General features: G+C 66.7%; 22 protein-coding genes. All 22 read left to right on the forward strand.

Features of this window, described 5'->3' with window-relative positions; translation table 11 throughout:
* Positions 1–2 precede the first annotated feature (2 nt).
* The 22 genes from rplX (at position 3) to WFJ97_RS16160 (ending at position 13,585) form a co-directional block, all read left to right on the forward strand.
* Positions 3–362: a 50S ribosomal protein L24 gene (gene rplX, locus WFJ97_RS16055; RefSeq protein ID WP_247625174.1), complete on the forward strand. Its 360-nt coding sequence runs from the start codon at positions 3–5 to the stop codon at positions 360–362.
* Complete coding sequence (gene rplE / locus WFJ97_RS16060; protein ID WP_247625173.1) at positions 362–952, forward strand: 50S ribosomal protein L5; 591 nt, start codon at positions 362–364, stop codon at positions 950–952. Before rplX ends, rplE begins: the two co-directional genes overlap by 1 nt.
* 132 nt (positions 953–1,084) lie before the next feature.
* Positions 1,085–1,483 (forward strand): 30S ribosomal protein S8, encoded by a 399-nt coding sequence (gene rpsH / locus WFJ97_RS16065; RefSeq protein WP_247625172.1) that lies wholly within the window; start codon positions 1,085–1,087, stop codon positions 1,481–1,483.
* 6 nt (positions 1,484–1,489) lie between these two features.
* On the forward strand, positions 1,490–2,026 hold the full coding sequence (gene rplF, locus WFJ97_RS16070) for a 50S ribosomal protein L6 (protein WP_247634096.1): 537 nt from the start codon (positions 1,490–1,492) through the stop codon (positions 2,024–2,026).
* Between the two features lie 2 nt (positions 2,027–2,028).
* On the forward strand, positions 2,029–2,388 hold the full coding sequence (gene rplR, locus WFJ97_RS16075; protein ID WP_247625170.1) for a 50S ribosomal protein L18: 360 nt from the start codon (positions 2,029–2,031) through the stop codon (positions 2,386–2,388).
* A gap of 20 nt (positions 2,389–2,408) precedes the next feature.
* A complete protein-coding gene (gene rpsE, locus WFJ97_RS16080; RefSeq protein ID WP_282185367.1) occupies positions 2,409–3,086 on the forward strand; it encodes a 30S ribosomal protein S5 in 678 nt (225 codons plus the stop codon).
* Positions 3,086–3,271, forward strand: a complete 186-nt coding sequence (gene rpmD, locus WFJ97_RS16085) for a 50S ribosomal protein L30 (RefSeq protein ID WP_017201575.1) — start codon at positions 3,086–3,088, stop codon at positions 3,269–3,271. The genes rpsE and rpmD overlap by 1 nt, the downstream gene beginning before the upstream one ends.
* A complete protein-coding gene (gene rplO / locus WFJ97_RS16090; protein ID WP_247634097.1) occupies positions 3,271–3,906 on the forward strand; it encodes a 50S ribosomal protein L15 in 636 nt (211 codons plus the stop codon). The genes rpmD and rplO overlap by 1 nt, the downstream gene beginning before the upstream one ends.
* 129 nt (positions 3,907–4,035) lie before the next feature.
* Positions 4,036–5,358, forward strand: a complete 1,323-nt coding sequence (gene secY / locus WFJ97_RS16095; protein ID WP_247625168.1) for a preprotein translocase subunit SecY — start codon at positions 4,036–4,038, stop codon at positions 5,356–5,358.
* On the forward strand, positions 5,355–5,951 hold the full coding sequence (locus WFJ97_RS16100; RefSeq protein WP_247625167.1) for an adenylate kinase: 597 nt from the start codon (positions 5,355–5,357) through the stop codon (positions 5,949–5,951). The genes secY and WFJ97_RS16100 overlap by 4 nt, the downstream gene beginning before the upstream one ends.
* A gap of 11 nt (positions 5,952–5,962) precedes the next feature.
* Positions 5,963–6,811, forward strand: a complete 849-nt coding sequence (gene map, locus WFJ97_RS16105; protein ID WP_336642225.1) for a type I methionyl aminopeptidase — start codon at positions 5,963–5,965, stop codon at positions 6,809–6,811.
* A 165-nt stretch (positions 6,812–6,976) separates the two neighbouring features.
* On the forward strand, positions 6,977–7,636 hold the full coding sequence (locus tag WFJ97_RS16110) for a DsbA family protein (protein WP_247625165.1): 660 nt from the start codon (positions 6,977–6,979) through the stop codon (positions 7,634–7,636).
* Positions 7,637–7,861: 225 nt separating this feature from the next.
* The gene (gene infA / locus WFJ97_RS16115) at positions 7,862–8,083 is read left to right on the forward strand and encodes a translation initiation factor IF-1 (RefSeq protein WP_017201569.1); all 222 of its coding nucleotides are present in this window, start codon (positions 7,862–7,864) and stop codon (positions 8,081–8,083) included.
* Positions 8,084–8,147: 64 nt separating this feature from the next.
* On the forward strand, positions 8,148–8,264 hold the full coding sequence (rpmJ, locus tag WFJ97_RS16120) for a 50S ribosomal protein L36 (RefSeq protein ID WP_005050492.1): 117 nt from the start codon (positions 8,148–8,150) through the stop codon (positions 8,262–8,264).
* Between the two features lie 131 nt (positions 8,265–8,395).
* A complete protein-coding gene (rpsM, locus tag WFJ97_RS16125) occupies positions 8,396–8,770 on the forward strand; it encodes a 30S ribosomal protein S13 (protein ID WP_017201568.1) in 375 nt (124 codons plus the stop codon).
* Positions 8,771–8,801: 31 nt separating this feature from the next.
* Positions 8,802–9,200 (forward strand): 30S ribosomal protein S11, encoded by a 399-nt coding sequence (gene rpsK / locus WFJ97_RS16130; protein WP_017829189.1) that lies wholly within the window; start codon positions 8,802–8,804, stop codon positions 9,198–9,200.
* A gap of 149 nt (positions 9,201–9,349) precedes the next feature.
* Positions 9,350–10,339, forward strand: coding sequence for a DNA-directed RNA polymerase subunit alpha (locus WFJ97_RS16135; protein ID WP_247625164.1), 990 nt, complete (start codon positions 9,350–9,352; stop codon positions 10,337–10,339).
* Positions 10,340–10,372: 33 nt separating this feature from the next.
* Complete coding sequence (rplQ, locus tag WFJ97_RS16140; RefSeq protein WP_247625163.1) at positions 10,373–10,906, forward strand: 50S ribosomal protein L17; 534 nt, start codon at positions 10,373–10,375, stop codon at positions 10,904–10,906.
* Between the two features lie 116 nt (positions 10,907–11,022).
* Complete coding sequence (locus WFJ97_RS16145; RefSeq protein ID WP_336642226.1) at positions 11,023–11,838, forward strand: ion transporter; 816 nt, start codon at positions 11,023–11,025, stop codon at positions 11,836–11,838.
* A gap of 48 nt (positions 11,839–11,886) precedes the next feature.
* On the forward strand, positions 11,887–12,690 hold the full coding sequence (locus WFJ97_RS16150; protein ID WP_336642227.1) for a sulfite exporter TauE/SafE family protein: 804 nt from the start codon (positions 11,887–11,889) through the stop codon (positions 12,688–12,690).
* 50 nt (positions 12,691–12,740) lie between these two features.
* A complete protein-coding gene (locus WFJ97_RS16155) occupies positions 12,741–13,187 on the forward strand; it encodes an FAS1-like dehydratase domain-containing protein (RefSeq protein WP_247634102.1) in 447 nt (148 codons plus the stop codon).
* Positions 13,187–13,585: a MaoC/PaaZ C-terminal domain-containing protein gene (locus WFJ97_RS16160; RefSeq protein ID WP_336642228.1), complete on the forward strand. Its 399-nt coding sequence runs from the start codon at positions 13,187–13,189 to the stop codon at positions 13,583–13,585. Before WFJ97_RS16155 ends, WFJ97_RS16160 begins: the two co-directional genes overlap by 1 nt.
* Positions 13,586–13,591 lie beyond the last annotated feature (6 nt).

The raw sequence follows: 13,591 nt of genomic DNA on the forward strand, positions 1-13,591 counted from the left end.
TCATGGCGAAGATCAAGAAGGGTGACCTCGTTCAGGTCATCACGGGCGCCAAGCCCGAGCGCGGCGGAGACCGCGGCAAGCAGGGCAAGGTCCTCGAGATCCTTGCCGAGCGCAACCGCATCATCGTCGAGGGCGTGAACTACGTCACCAAGCACACCCGCGTCGGCCAGACGCAGCGTGGCACCAAGACCGGTGGCCTCGAGACCGTCGAGGCTCCCATCCACATCTCGAACGTCGCACTCGTCGACCCTTCGACCAAGAAGCCGACCAAGGTCGGCCACCGGGTCGAGGAGCAGACGAAGGACGGCGTGAAGCGCACCGTCCGCGTGCGGTTCGCGAAGAAGTCAGGTAAGGACCTCTGATGGCAACCACCGACGCCGCGGTGGCTGGCAAGATCCAGCCCCGCCTGAAGGCGAAGTACAACGCCGAGATCAAGAAGGCTCTGCAGGACGAGTTCGGCTACGCCAACGTCATGCAGATCCCCGGACTGGTCAAGGTCGTCGTGAACACCGGTGTCGGCGAGGCAGCTCGCGACAGCAAGGTGATCGACGGCGCGGTCGACGATCTCACCAAGATCACCGGCCAGAAGCCGATCGTCACGAAGGCCCGCAAGTCCATCGCGCAGTTCAAGCTGCGCGAGGGCCAGGCCATCGGCGCGCACGTCACCCTCCGCGGTGACCGCGCGTGGGAGTTCGTGGACCGCCTCGTCTCGCTCGCACTGCCCCGTATCCGCGACTTCCGCGGTCTCTCGGCCAAGCAGTTCGACGGCAACGGCAACTACACCTTCGGTCTCCAGGAGCAGAGCGTGTTCCACGAGATCGATCAGGACAAGATCGACCGGGTTCGCGGTTTCGACATCACCGTCGTCACCACCGCGAAGACGGATGACGAGGGTCGGGCACTGCTCCGCCACCTCGGCTTCCCGTTCCGCTCGGAAGACGCACAGGCGTAACACCCTCGACGGGCTCAGTGGTCATGTGTCACTGAGCCCGTCGATGTGTGCGTACAATTGAAGATTGCGTGTCATCGCAGGCCGTCTGTCGTGTAACGGCAGCCGGAACCTCATGAACAAAGGAAAACAACAATGACAATGACAGACCCGGTCGCAGATCTGCTGACCCGTCTGCGTAACGCGAACTCGGCGCACCACGATTCCGTGACCCTGCCGTCGAGCAAGCTCAAGACGCACATCGCCGAGATCCTCCAGCAGGAGGGTTACATCTCCGCTTGGGAGACCTCGGACGCCCGCGTGGGTCAGAACCTCACGCTGACGCTGAAGTACGGCCCGAACCGCGAGCGGTCGATCGCCGGCATCAAGCGCGTGTCGAAGCCCGGCCTCCGCGTCTACGCGAAGTCCACCGAGCTCCCGCGCGTCCTCGGCGGCCTCGGCGTGGCCATCCTGTCCACCTCCTCCGGTCTCCTCACCGACCGTCAGGCAGAGCAGAAGGGCGTGGGCGGAGAAGTTCTCGCCTACGTGTGGTAATTCGAAATGTCGCGTATTGGACGACTTCCCATCGACGTTCCCGCGGGCGTGACCGTTTCGGTCACCGGCCGCGAGGTCGCGGTGAAGGGCCCCAAGGGTGAACTCACCCTCACGGTGGCCAGCCCCATCGAGGTCGCGGTCGAGGAGAACCAGGTTCTGGTCACCCGTCCCGACGACGAGCGCGAGTCCCGGTCGCTTCACGGCCTGACCCGCACGCTCATCAACAACAACATCATCGGCGTGACCCAGGGCTACACCAAGGGTCTCGAGGTCGTCGGCACCGGTTACCGCGTCCAGCAGAAGGGCGGCTCGGTCGAGTTCGCTCTCGGCTTCTCGCACCCGGTCCTGATCGACCCGCCGGCGGGGATCACGCTCACGGTCGAGGGCACGAACAAGCTCACCGTCAGCGGTATCGACAAGCAGGCTGTCGGCGAGGCAGCTGCCAACATCCGCAAGATCCGTAAGCCGGAGCCCTACAAGGGCAAGGGCGTCCGCTACGCCGGCGAGAACGTGCGTCGCAAGGCCGGAAAGAGTGGTAAGTAACCATGGCTCTCAAGTCAAAGTCCGACGCCCGCGCGCGTCGTCACGCCCGCCTTCGCAAGAAGGTCGTCGGCACCGAGGTGCGTCCGCGCCTCGTCGTCAACCGTTCGGCCCGCCACGTCTTCGTCCAGCTGGTCGACGACAGCAAGGGTCACACCGTCGCGTCGGCATCGACGCTCGAGACCGACCTGCGCGGCTTCGAGGGTGACAAGACCGCCAAGGCCCGCAAGGTCGGCGAGCTCGTCGCCGAGCGTGCGAAGGCCGCCGGCGTTTCCGAGGCAGTGTTCGACCGTGGCGGTAACCGCTACGCCGGTCGTGTCGCCGCCATCGCCGATGGCGCCCGCGAAGGGGGTCTGGCACTGTGAGTGACAACAAGGAGAACGAAGTGACCGAAGCGGCTGCTGCCACTTCCGAGACGGCCGCCGGCACCACGCAGGCAGAGCCGACTCGCGACCAGCGCGACGGTCGTCGCGGTGGCCGCGGTGACCGCAACCAGGGTGGCCGCGACCGCAACTCGCGCGACCGTGGTGACAACCAGTTCCTGGAGCGCGTCGTCACCATCAACCGCGTCTCGAAGGTCGTGAAGGGTGGTCGTCGCTTCAGCTTCACCGCTCTCGTGGTCGTCGGTGACGGCAACGGTCTGGTGGGCGTCGGCTACGGCAAGGCCCGTGAGGTCCCTCTGGCGATCTCGAAGGGTGTCGAAGAGGCCAAGCGCAACTTCTTCCGCGTCCCGCGCGTCGGCAGCACCATCCCGCACCCCGTGCAGGGTGAGGCTGCGGCCGGTGTCGTGCTGCTGCGTCCGGCTGCCGCCGGTACCGGAGTTATCGCCGGTGGTCCCGTCCGCGCCGTGCTCGAGTGCGCCGGCATCCACGACGTCCTGTCGAAGTCGCTCGGTTCGTCGAACACGATCAACATCGTGCACGCGACCGTCGCCGCCCTGAAGCAGCTCGAGGAGCCCCGTGCGGTCGCCGCGCGTCGTGGCCTCGAGTTCGACCAGGTGGCACCGGCGCGTCTTGTCCGCGCCGAGGCCGAGGCCATCGCCGCACAGAAGGTAGGTGCCTGATGGCCGCCCGGCTCAAGGTCACGCAGATCAAGTCCAAGGTGAGCGAGAAGCAGAACCAGCGCGACACGCTGCGCAGCCTCGGTCTCAAGCGGATCGGTGACACCACCGTCCGCCCCGACGACGCGCAGACGCGCGGTTACGTCAAGACCGTCGCACACCTCGTCAAGGTTGAGGAGATCGACTAATGGCTGAGAAGAACGAGGCCGTCGAGGCCGAGAAAGCCACGAAGAAGGCTGCAGCCCCCAAGGCCGCCGCCGAGAAGAAGCCCGCCGCGAAGAAGGCTCCGGCCAAGACCGCTGCGGCCGACGCCAAGGCTGAGGCTCCCGCCAAGAAGCCCGCTGCCAAGAAGGCTGCGCCGAAGGCGGATGCTCCGGCATCGCGTCCCGGCGTGCTGAAGGTGCACCACCTGCGTCCCGTCCCCGGATCCAACACCGCCAAGACTCGCGTCGGCCGTGGTGAGGGCTCGAAGGGTAAGACCGCCGGTCGTGGAACCAAGGGCACCAAGGCTCGCAACACCGTTCGCGTCGGTTTCGAGGGTGGGCAGATGCCGCTGCACATGCGCACCCCGAAGCTGCGCGGGTTCAAGAACCCGTTCCGCGTCGAGTACCAGGTCGTGAACCTGGAGAAGCTCGCGGAGCTCTACCCCCAGGGTGGAGACGTCACCATCAGCGACCTGGTCGCCAAGGGTGCGGTTCGGAAGAACGAGAAGGTCAAGGTTCTGGGCAACGGCGACATCGCCGTGAAGCTCACCGTCGCGGTCGACAAGGTCTCGGGTTCTGCCGAGCAGAAGATCGTGGCTGCGGGCGGTTCCGTCAAGTAACCACAGCAGGGAAGGGGTCGGAGATTCTCCGGCCCCTTCTGTGCACATGGATGCCGAGAACCGCGTTTAGGTTACTCTGGTCTTTCAGCCGCCCATCGGTCGCGGCAACCCCTTTCAGGAGGCACGTTCTTGTTTAGCGCCATCGCGCGGATCTTCCGCACTCCCGACCTGCGTCGGAAGATCGGTTTCACCCTGGCCATCATCGCCATCTACCGACTCGGCTCCAACGTTCCCGCTCCGTTCGTGAATTTCCCGAACGTCGAGGAGTGCCTCGCGGCCAACAACGGGACCGAGGGTCTTCTCGGTCTGGTCAACCTCTTCTCGGGTGGCGCACTCCTGCAGCTGTCGATCTTCGCGCTGGGTGTCATGCCCTACATCACCGCGACGATCATCACGCAGCTCCTGCGCGTGGTCATCCCGCACTTCGAGGCGCTGCACAAGGAGGGCCAGGCCGGCCAGGCCCGCCTCACCCAGTACACGCGTTACCTCACCATCGCCCTCGCGCTGCTGCAGTCGACGACTCTCGTCACCGTCGCGCGCAGCGGCCAGCTGTTCGGCACGACCGATCTCGCGGCCTGCCAGAACCTGCTCACGAACGACGTCTGGTGGGCACAGCTGCTCATCATCATGGCGATGACCGCCGGTACCGGCCTCATCATGTGGTTCGCCGAGCTCGTCACCGAGCGCGGCGTCGGCAACGGCATGTCGCTCCTCATCTTCACCTCGATCGCCGCGACCTTCCCCGGCGCGATGAGCCTCATCTGGCAGACGAAGGGCTTCGAGGTCTTCCTGCTCGTGCTGCTCGTCGGAATCATCGTCATGGGTCTCGTCGTGTTCGTCGAGCAGTCGCAGCGGCGCATCCCGGTGCAGTACGCCAAGCGGATGGTCGGACGCCGTACCTACGGCGGCACGAATACCTACATCCCGATCAAGGTCAACATGGCGGGTGTGATCCCGGTCATCTTCGCCTCGTCGCTGCTGTACATCCCCGCGCTCATCGCGCAGTTCAACACCCCGCAGGACGGCTCGACGCCCGCCGCGTGGGTCACCTGGATCAGCACGTACTTCACCACGGGCAACCACCCGATCTACATGGCGGCGTACTTCCTGCTCATCATCGGCTTCACCTACTTCTACGTCGCGATCACGTTCAACCCGGTCGAGGTCGCCGACAACATGAAGAAGTACGGCGGTTTCATCCCCGGCATCCGCGCGGGTCGTCCGACCGCCGAGTACCTCGACTACGTCCTGACGCGCATCACGCTGCCGGGCTCGATCTACCTGGGTCTGATCGCCCTCATCCCGCTGATCGCCCTGGCGACGGTCGGCGCCAACCAGAACTTCCCGTTCGGTGGCGCGTCGATCCTCATCATCGTCGGTGTGGGTCTCGAGACGGTCAAGCAGATCGACGCCCAGCTGCAGCAGCGTCACTACGAAGGGCTCCTCCGATGACGGCATCCGCACGTCTCCTGATCGTCGGCCCGCAGGGCTCCGGCAAGGGCACGCAGGGTGTGCGCATCGCCGAGACCTTCGGCATCCCCGTCGTCTCGACGGGCGACATCTTCCGCGCCAACATCAAGGGCGGCACGGAACTCGGACAGAAGGTGACCGCGATCCTCGACCGTGGCGACCTGGTCCCCGACGAGCTGACGGGCGAGATCGTGCGCGATCGTCTGGCGCAGGACGACGCCGCGAACGGCTTCCTCCTCGACGGGTATCCGCGCAACACGGCTCAGGTCGGCCACCTCGAGGAGTTCCTCGCGGGACGTGGCGAGTCTCTCGACGCCGTGATCCTCCTCGACGTGCCGCGCGACGAGAGCATCTCGCGTCTGAGCCTCCGTGCGATCGAGCAGGGGCGCTCCGACGACACCGAAGAGGCGATCGCCCACCGGCTCGACATCTACGAGCGAGAGACCGCTCCGATCATCGACGTCTACAGCGAGAAGGGCATCGTCGACCGTATCGACGGCGTCGGCTCGCTCGACGAGATCACGGAGCGCATCGTCGCCGCGCTCGACGCACGCGGTCTGCGCGTCGCCGTCTGAGCGGCTCCGAGATGTTCCGCCGGTCGATCTACAAGACCCCGGCCCAGCTCCGATCGATGGTCGAGCCCGGGCTGATCACGGCGGCGGCGCTCGACGCCGTCCGTCCGCTGATCCGCCCCGGGGTGACGACGCTCGAGCTCGACGCCGAGGCGAATCGCGTGATCCTCGCTCGCGGCGCGGAATCGAACTTCCAACTCGTGCGCGGTTACCACCACACGATCTGCGTCTCGGTCAACGAGCAGGTCGTGCACGGCATCCCCGGCGATCTGGTGCTGCAGCCCGGCGACATCGTCTCGGTCGACTGCGGTGCGCAGTACCAGGGGTGGAACGGCGACAGTGCGATCACCGTCGTCGTGCCCGACGAGACGGGACCGGACGTCGTCGCGAATCGCGAGGAGCTCTCGCGCGTGACGGAAGGGTCCATGTGGGCCGGCATCGCCGCGATGGCGACCGCCTCGCATCTCGGTGACGTGGGCGCCGCGATCCAGGGGTACATCGAGGCCCAGGGCCCCTCCGCCGTGTCGGGGGAGACCTACGGCATCCTGCGCGAGTACGTCGGCCATGGCATCGGCCGCAAGATGCACGAGGCGCCGAGCGTCTTCAACTACCGCACGCCCGACCCCGGAGCCGAGGTGAAGCCGGGCCTCGTGCTCGCGATCGAGCCGATGGTGACCGCGGGCGGCGAGGAGACGTTCATCGAGGACGACGACTGGACCGTCTCGACCGTCGACGGCTCGGACGGCTCGCACTGGGAGCACAGCGTCGCCGTGCACGAGAACGGGCTCTGGGTGCTCACCGCCCCCGACGGCGGCGCAGCGGGGCTCGCGCCCTTCGGCGTGACGCCGGTTCCCGTCGCCTGACGCTCCCGGGTCCCTCTCGTCTCATCGGCTGCCCCCGGCATCCGTTACGCAAGCGTGAACTGCAGGCAAGGTTCGCCTCACACGAACCCCATAGGCTGATGCAGGAAGATCACAGGGTACTTGCGTCCGCAATAACTGCGGCGAGACCGAGAGAAACGGAAGACAATGGCAGCGGCGAAGAGCAACACCAACTGGTTCGCGATCGGGGTGTCCGCAGCAGTCGTCGTCGTGCTGGTCGTCCTCGGCGGGCTCGTGGTGTTCCTGAACAACCAGGCCACGGCCCCCGGCGTCGCCCCCGAGGGTGGCAACGTCAACCAGGAGACCGGCGCGATCAGCTTCGGTGGCGGCGATGACGAGGTCGACGTCTTCGTCGACTTCATGTGCCCCATCTGCGGCGACTTCGAAGACGCGTACGGCGAGCAGCTCCAGTCCGCCGCCGCGAGCGATGACATCACGCTGAACATCCACCCGATCTCGATCCTCGACCGGTACTCGCAGAACACGAAGTACTCGACCCGTGCCGCGGGCGCCGCGTACTGCGTCGCCGAGAACGCGCCGGACTCGTTCCTCGACTTCTTCAACTTCATGTTCACCAACCAGCCGCAGGAGAACACCGCCGGCTACACCGACGAAGAGCTCGCGTCCTACGCCGAGCAGGTCGGGGCGGGTGCGGCAGCCGACTGCATCGCGGACGGCACCTACATGAACTTCGTTCGCGACCAGACGAACCAGCACGAGATCCAGGGCACGCCCACCGTCGAGATCAACGGTGAGCGCATCGAGAACGCCGACATCCAGTCGCGCTTCGCGCAGATCCTGCCCTGAGCGGATCAGCATCACGACGAGGGCGGTCCCGTCGCGGGGCCGCCCTCATCTCGTGCACGGCGGGCGACGCGCGGATGCTTCCGGCTCAGGTTGCCGGATGCCCCCGCGTCGTCTAACATAGATCTTTGGTGCCTTGCGCACTGATTCGGCGTGTCCGTCGGCGCAGCACCAGCAAACCAATCACCCACCGCAGATCGACCGGTCTGCAGAAGCGTCAGCGAGGCTATGGCTAAGAAAGACGGTGTCATCGAGATCGAGGGCGTGATCTCCGAGGCTCTTCCCAACGCGATGTTCCGCGTTGAGCTCAGCAACGGACACAAGGTCCTGGCAACGATCTCCGGCAAGATGCGGCAGAACTACATCCGTATCATCCCCGAGGACCGCGTGGTCGTGGAGCTCAGCCCCTACGACCTCACCCGCGGCCGTATCGTCTACCGCTACCGCTGATCGGTCGAGAAGTAACGGCCTGCCCCGCAGCGGGGCGGTACGAAGACAGCGAACAGGAAACATCATGAAGGTCAACCCCAGCGTCAAGCCCATCTGCGATCACTGCAAGGTGATCCGCCGCCACGGCCGCGTCATGGTGATCTGCAAGAGCAACCCGCGCCACAAGCAGCGCCAGGGCTGATCACTCTTCTGATCTGACACAACTGAATACACGAACGGCAGGATCAGATCCCACGCGAGTGGGGGACACCTCGGGGCGGAGGCCCGGGCACCGATCCTGTTCCACACCTCCACAACACCCAGGAGAACCGCATGGCACGTCTTGCCGGCGTTGACATCCCGCGCGACAAGCGCGTGGTGATCGCCCTTACCTACATCTACGGCGTCGGCCGTACCCGCTCGGTCGAGATCCTCAAGGCGACCGACATCGATGAGAGCATCCGCGTGAAGGACCTCAGCGACGACCAGCTGATCGCCCTCCGCGACCACATCGAAGGCAACTACAAGGTGGAGGGTGACCTCCGCCGTGAGGTCGCCGCAGACATCCGCCGCAAGGTCGAGATCGGCTCCTACGAGGGCATCCGCCACCGTCGTGGTCTCCCGGTCCGCGGTCAGCGCACCAAGACCAACGCCCGTACCCGCAAGGGCCCGAAGCGCACCGTCGCCGGCAAGAAGAAGGCCCGCTAAGCGCGGCCCCAGGGACTAGGAGAACACTTTCATGGCTGCACCCAAGGCCGCCGCGCGCAAGCCGCGCCGCAAGGAAAAGAAGAACATCGCGCTGGGCCAGGCCCACATCAAGTCGACGTTCAACAACACGATCGTCTCGATCACCGACCCGTCCGGCGCCGTCATCGCGTGGGCATCGTCGGGTGGCGTGGGCTTCAAGGGCTCGCGCAAGTCGACCCCGTACGCCGCCGGCATGGCAGCCGAGTCGGCTGCCCGCCAGGCCGCCGAGCACGGCGTCAAGAAGGTCGACGTCCTCGTCAAGGGTCCGGGCTCCGGCCGCGAGACCGCGATCCGCTCGCTCCAGGCCGCCGGCCTCGAGGTGGGCTCGATCCAGGACGTCACCCCGCAGGCGCACAACGGATGCCGCCCGCCGAAGCGTCGCCGCGTCTGATCCGGCTCGCGAGCCGCTCGCCCCGTCCCGTTCTCTGAGCGGTCGGGGCCGAGCGGCTCGCCCGCCCGTTCGCGGGCATCGACTTCCACAACTCAAGACCTCACCCACCACATGTCATATAGCGGTCATGTGATCGAAAGGAACACAGAGTGCTCATTGCACAGCGTCCCACACTCACCGAGGAAAAGATCGTCGAGAACCGGAGCCGGTTCATCATCGAGCCTCTGGAGCCCGGCTTCGGATACACGATCGGCAACGCGCTGCGTCGCAGCCTGCTGTCGTCGATCCCCGGTGCCGCTGTCACCAGCGTCCGTCTCGACGGCGTGCTGCACGAGTTCAGCACGATCCCCGGTGTGAAGGAGGATGTCACCGAGATCATCCTCAACATCAAGCAGCTGGTCGTCTCCTCGGAGCGCGACGAGCCCATCACCGCGTACCTGCGCAAGACCGGTGCGGGCGAAGTGACCGCCGCTGACATCTCGGCTCCGGCCGGTGTCGAGGTGCACAACCCCGAGCTCGTCATCGCGACGCTCAACGACACCGCGAAGTTCGAGCTCGAGCTCACGATCGAGCGTGGCCGTGGCTACGTCTCGGCGACGCAGAACCGCAACGAGTACGCCGAGGCCGGTCAGATCCCGATCGACTCGATCTACTCGCCGGTCCTCAAGGTGAGCTACCGCGTCGACGCGACCCGTGCCGGGGAGCGCACCGACTTCGACAAGCTCGTCCTGGACGTCGAGACGAAGAACTCGATCAGCCCCCGCGACGCCGTCGCTTCGGCTGCCAAGACGCTCACCGAGCTGTTCGGTCTCGCTCGCGAGCTGAACGTCGAGGCCGAGGGCATCGAGATCGGCCCGGCGCCGGTGGAGGCTGTGAACTCCAGCGAGCTGTCGATGCCGATCGAGGACCTCGACCTGTCGGTCCGCTCGTACAACTGCCTGAAGCGTGAGGGCATCAACACCGTTTCCGAGCTCGTCGCCCTGTCGGAGACGCAGCTCATGAACATCCGCAATTTCGGCCAGAAGTCGGTCGACGAGGTGCGCGACAAGCTCATCTCGCTCGGTCTGTCGCTCAAGGATTCGGTGCCCGGTTTCGACGGCGCCCACTTCTACGGCGGCAGCGAAGACGAGTCCTTCTGATACCCGACCTTTCTGACCAGGAGTTAGACGATTATGCCCAAGCCCACTAAGGGTCCCCGCCTCGGAGGCGGCCCCGCCCACGAGCGCCTGCTGCTTGCCAACCTCGCCGCTGCGCTGTACACCCACAAGTCGATCAAGACGACCGAGACGAAGGCCAAGCGCCTGCGTCCGCTCGCCGAGCGTCTCATCACCTTCGCCAAGCGCGGAGACCTGCACGCACGCCGTCGCGTGCTCTCGGTCATCGGTGACAAGGAAGTCGTGCACACGCTCTTCACCGAGATCGCTCCGCTGGTCGCTGACCGCGAGGGTGGCTACACGCGCATCACCAAGGTCGGCAACCGCAAGGGCGACAACGCTCCCATGGCCGTGATCGAGCTCGTCCTCGAGCCCGTCACGCCGAAGGCGAAGTCGACCAAGAAGGCCGCGGCCGCCCCCCAGGCGGAGAAGCCGGTCGAGGAGGCTCCCGCCGAGGAGACCGCCGAGGTCGTCGAGGAGGCTCCCGCCGAGGAGGCTCCCGCCGCCGAAGACACCACCGAGGCGCCTGCCGCCGAGGAGAAGTCCGAGTAATCACTCGACTCGAGAGAAGCCCGTCACCTCTGAGGTGGCGGGCTTCTTCGCGTGTACGGCGGACGGCATGAAAGGATTCCGTCGAGCGAGCGGACGCCTGGCACTCGCGAGCGGCGGTGGGACGCTTCGTGCTCTCGTCGCCGATGCAGACCTTCATCATCGTCGTCATCCTCGTCAACGCCATGATCCTCGGGTTGGAGACCTCCCCGGCGGTGACGGAGTCGTTCGGCGGGCTGCTGCACGTGCTCGACAAGATCTGCCTCGGCATCTTTCTGATCGAGATCGCGCTCAAGCTGTACGCCGAACGCCTGGGGTTCTTCCGCAACGCGTGGAACGTGTTCGACTTCCTGGTGATCGGCGTGGCCCTGATCCCGGGCGCCGACGGCTTCGCGGTGCTGCGGGCGCTGCGGGTGCTGCGGGTGCTGCGTCTGATCTCGGTGATCCCTTCGCTGCGTCGTGTCGTCGACGCGCTCGTGCGCGCGGTGCCCGGCATCGTCTCCATCGCGGCGCTGCTGGTGATCGTGTTCTACGTCGGTGCGGTGATGTCGACGATGCTGTTCGGGGCGCGCTTCCCCGAGTACTTCGGTGACATGGGGGCGTCGCTCTTCTCGCTCTTCCAGATCATGACGCTCGACTCCTGGAGCGCGATCGCGCGGACGGTGAGCGCCGAGATCCCCTGGGCGCCGGCGTTCTTCGTGCCCTTCGTGCTGATCAGCGCGCTCACGGTCCTCAACCTGTTCATCGCGGTGATCGTCGACGCGATGCAGGGCCTCGACGAGGACCGCGTCCGCAACGGCGAGGCCCCTGTCCACGAGGTGACCGTCGGCGGTCACGGCGAGGCCGCGGTGCTCGCCGAAGTGCGCGAGCTGCGCGCGCAGGTCGCACAACTGACGCAGAGCCTCGAGTCCGGCGCACGCCCCGCGCGGGAGTAGGCTGGCGGACGGTGCGGCCACGTCCAGGGCCGCGTGAGAAGGAGAGACGTGAACGACGCGGCCACGAGACCGTTCCGCGGACCGCGGGCCTATACGACGTTCATCGGGATCGGCCTGCTCGCCGGCCTCCTCTCCGGACTCTTCGGGGTCGGCGGCGGCACGGTGATCGTCCCGCTGCTTGTGCTGTTCCTGCACTTCGATCAGCGCCTCGCGGCCGGTACCTCGCTCGCCGCGATCGTCCCCACCGCCGCCGTCGGTGTGATCTCGTACGCCGCCTCGGGGTCCGTCGCATGGGTCCCCGCCCTGATCCTCGCCGCGGGCGCCGTCGTCGGCGCCCAGATCGGCACCCGCCTGCTGCCGCGCATCTCGCAGACCGCCCTGCGCTGGGGCTTCGTGGGTTTCCTCCTCGTCGTGATCGTGAGCCTCTTCCTCGTGATCCCCTCGCGGGATGCGCCCTTCGACCTCACCTGGATCTCGGGCATCGCGCTCGTCGTCGTCGGCGTGGGCACCGGTGTGCTCGCGGGCCTCATCGGCGTGGGCGGGGGTGTGATCGTCGTTCCGGTGCTCATGCTCGCCTTCGGCACGAGCGACCTCGTCGCCAAGGGCACGTCGCTCCTCATGATGATCCCCACCGCGGTCTCCGGCACGTTCGGCAACCTCCGCAACCGCAACGTCGATCTGCTCGCCGCCGCTCTCATCGGCGTCGCCGCCTGCACCACGACCGCGCTCGGCGCCTGGCTCGCGACGCTGATCGATCCCGGCACGGGCAACATCCTCTTCGCGGCATATCTCGTCGTGATCGCGGTGCAGATGGCGCTCAAGGCGATCCGGGGCAACAAGAAGAAGGACTGACCGCGCCGGCGGGCGGGGCGGCTGTCGGCGACCCTCGATAGGATCGAGGGGTGCCAGTGAACCCAGAACTGGTCGGCCGGGAGTTCCCGCCGACGCCCCCGTACCTCGTCGGTCGTGAGAAGGTGCGCGAGTTCGCCCGCGCCGTCTTCGCCGATGCTCCGCAGCACACCGACGTCGAGGCGGCCCGCGCGGCCGGCTTCGCGGACGTGGTCGCGCCCCCGACGTTCCCGATGGTCATCCAGGACCTCACGCTCCAGCAGCTCCTGGGCGCCGAGGACTCGGGCATCGTGCTGGCGCGCACGATCCACGCCGAGCAGCGCTTCGCGTACACGCGGCCGATCGTCGCGGGTGACGAGCTCAGCGCGCAACTGCGGGTCACCGGCATCCGCATGATGGCCGGCAACGCGCTCATCACGAGCGAGGCCGAGATCACGGATGCCGCAGGTGCCCATGTCGTGACCGCGACCAGCGTGCTGCTGGTCGGAGAGGGGGAGTGATGGCGTACTCGATCGGAGACGTGATCGCCGAGCGCACCGTGCACCTGACGCGCGAGTCGCTCGTCCGTTACGCCGGGGCCTCCGGCGACTTCAACCCCATCCACTACCGCGACGACGTCGCCGCCTCCGTCGGGCTGCCCGGCGTGCTCGCGCACGGCATGCTCACGATGGGGATCGCCTCGTCGGTGGTCGTCGCGGCCCTCGACCCGCAGACCCGCATCCTCGACTACGGCGTGCGCTTCACGAAGCCCGTCGTCGTCGACCCCGAGCACGGTGCCGACGTGAACGTGCTGGCCACGATCGGCGCCGTCGACGAGACGGCCGCGCGGGTCGACCTCAAGGTCACCTTCGGCGAGGCCACCGTGCTCGTCAAGGCGCAGCTGCGCATCGCGGTCTGATGGGCG

This window comes from Microbacterium sp. USHLN272, assembly GCF_037149655.1.
Lineage (GTDB): Bacteria > Actinomycetota > Actinomycetes > Actinomycetales > Microbacteriaceae > Microbacterium > Microbacterium galbinum.

What these genes read in the sequence shown, in the direction of transcription:
- rplX (WP_247625174.1), top strand. Translation starts at nt 3, where the DNA reads ATGGCGAAGATCAAGAAGGGTGACCTCGTTCAGGTCATCACGGGCGCC.
- rplE (WP_247625173.1), top strand. Translation starts at nt 362, where the DNA reads ATGGCAACCACCGACGCCGCGGTGGCTGGCAAGATCCAGCCCCGCCTG.
- rpsH (WP_247625172.1), top strand. Translation starts at nt 1,085, where the DNA reads ATGACAATGACAGACCCGGTCGCAGATCTGCTGACCCGTCTGCGTAAC.
- rplF (WP_247634096.1), top strand. Translation starts at nt 1,490, where the DNA reads ATGTCGCGTATTGGACGACTTCCCATCGACGTTCCCGCGGGCGTGACC.
- rplR (WP_247625170.1), top strand. Translation starts at nt 2,029, where the DNA reads ATGGCTCTCAAGTCAAAGTCCGACGCCCGCGCGCGTCGTCACGCCCGC.
- rpmD (WP_017201575.1), top strand. Translation starts at nt 3,086, where the DNA reads ATGGCCGCCCGGCTCAAGGTCACGCAGATCAAGTCCAAGGTGAGCGAG.
- rplO (WP_247634097.1), top strand. Translation starts at nt 3,271, where the DNA reads ATGGCTGAGAAGAACGAGGCCGTCGAGGCCGAGAAAGCCACGAAGAAG.
- WFJ97_RS16100 (WP_247625167.1), top strand. Translation starts at nt 5,355, where the DNA reads ATGACGGCATCCGCACGTCTCCTGATCGTCGGCCCGCAGGGCTCCGGC.
- map (WP_336642225.1), top strand. Translation starts at nt 5,963, where the DNA reads ATGTTCCGCCGGTCGATCTACAAGACCCCGGCCCAGCTCCGATCGATG.
- WFJ97_RS16110 (WP_247625165.1), top strand. Translation starts at nt 6,977, where the DNA reads ATGGCAGCGGCGAAGAGCAACACCAACTGGTTCGCGATCGGGGTGTCC.
- infA (WP_017201569.1), top strand. Translation starts at nt 7,862, where the DNA reads ATGGCTAAGAAAGACGGTGTCATCGAGATCGAGGGCGTGATCTCCGAG.
- rpmJ (WP_005050492.1), top strand. Translation starts at nt 8,148, where the DNA reads ATGAAGGTCAACCCCAGCGTCAAGCCCATCTGCGATCACTGCAAGGTG.
- rpsM (WP_017201568.1), top strand. Translation starts at nt 8,396, where the DNA reads ATGGCACGTCTTGCCGGCGTTGACATCCCGCGCGACAAGCGCGTGGTG.
- rpsK (WP_017829189.1), top strand. Translation starts at nt 8,802, where the DNA reads ATGGCTGCACCCAAGGCCGCCGCGCGCAAGCCGCGCCGCAAGGAAAAG.
- rplQ (WP_247625163.1), top strand. Translation starts at nt 10,373, where the DNA reads ATGCCCAAGCCCACTAAGGGTCCCCGCCTCGGAGGCGGCCCCGCCCAC.
- WFJ97_RS16160 (WP_336642228.1), top strand. Translation starts at nt 13,187, where the DNA reads ATGGCGTACTCGATCGGAGACGTGATCGCCGAGCGCACCGTGCACCTG.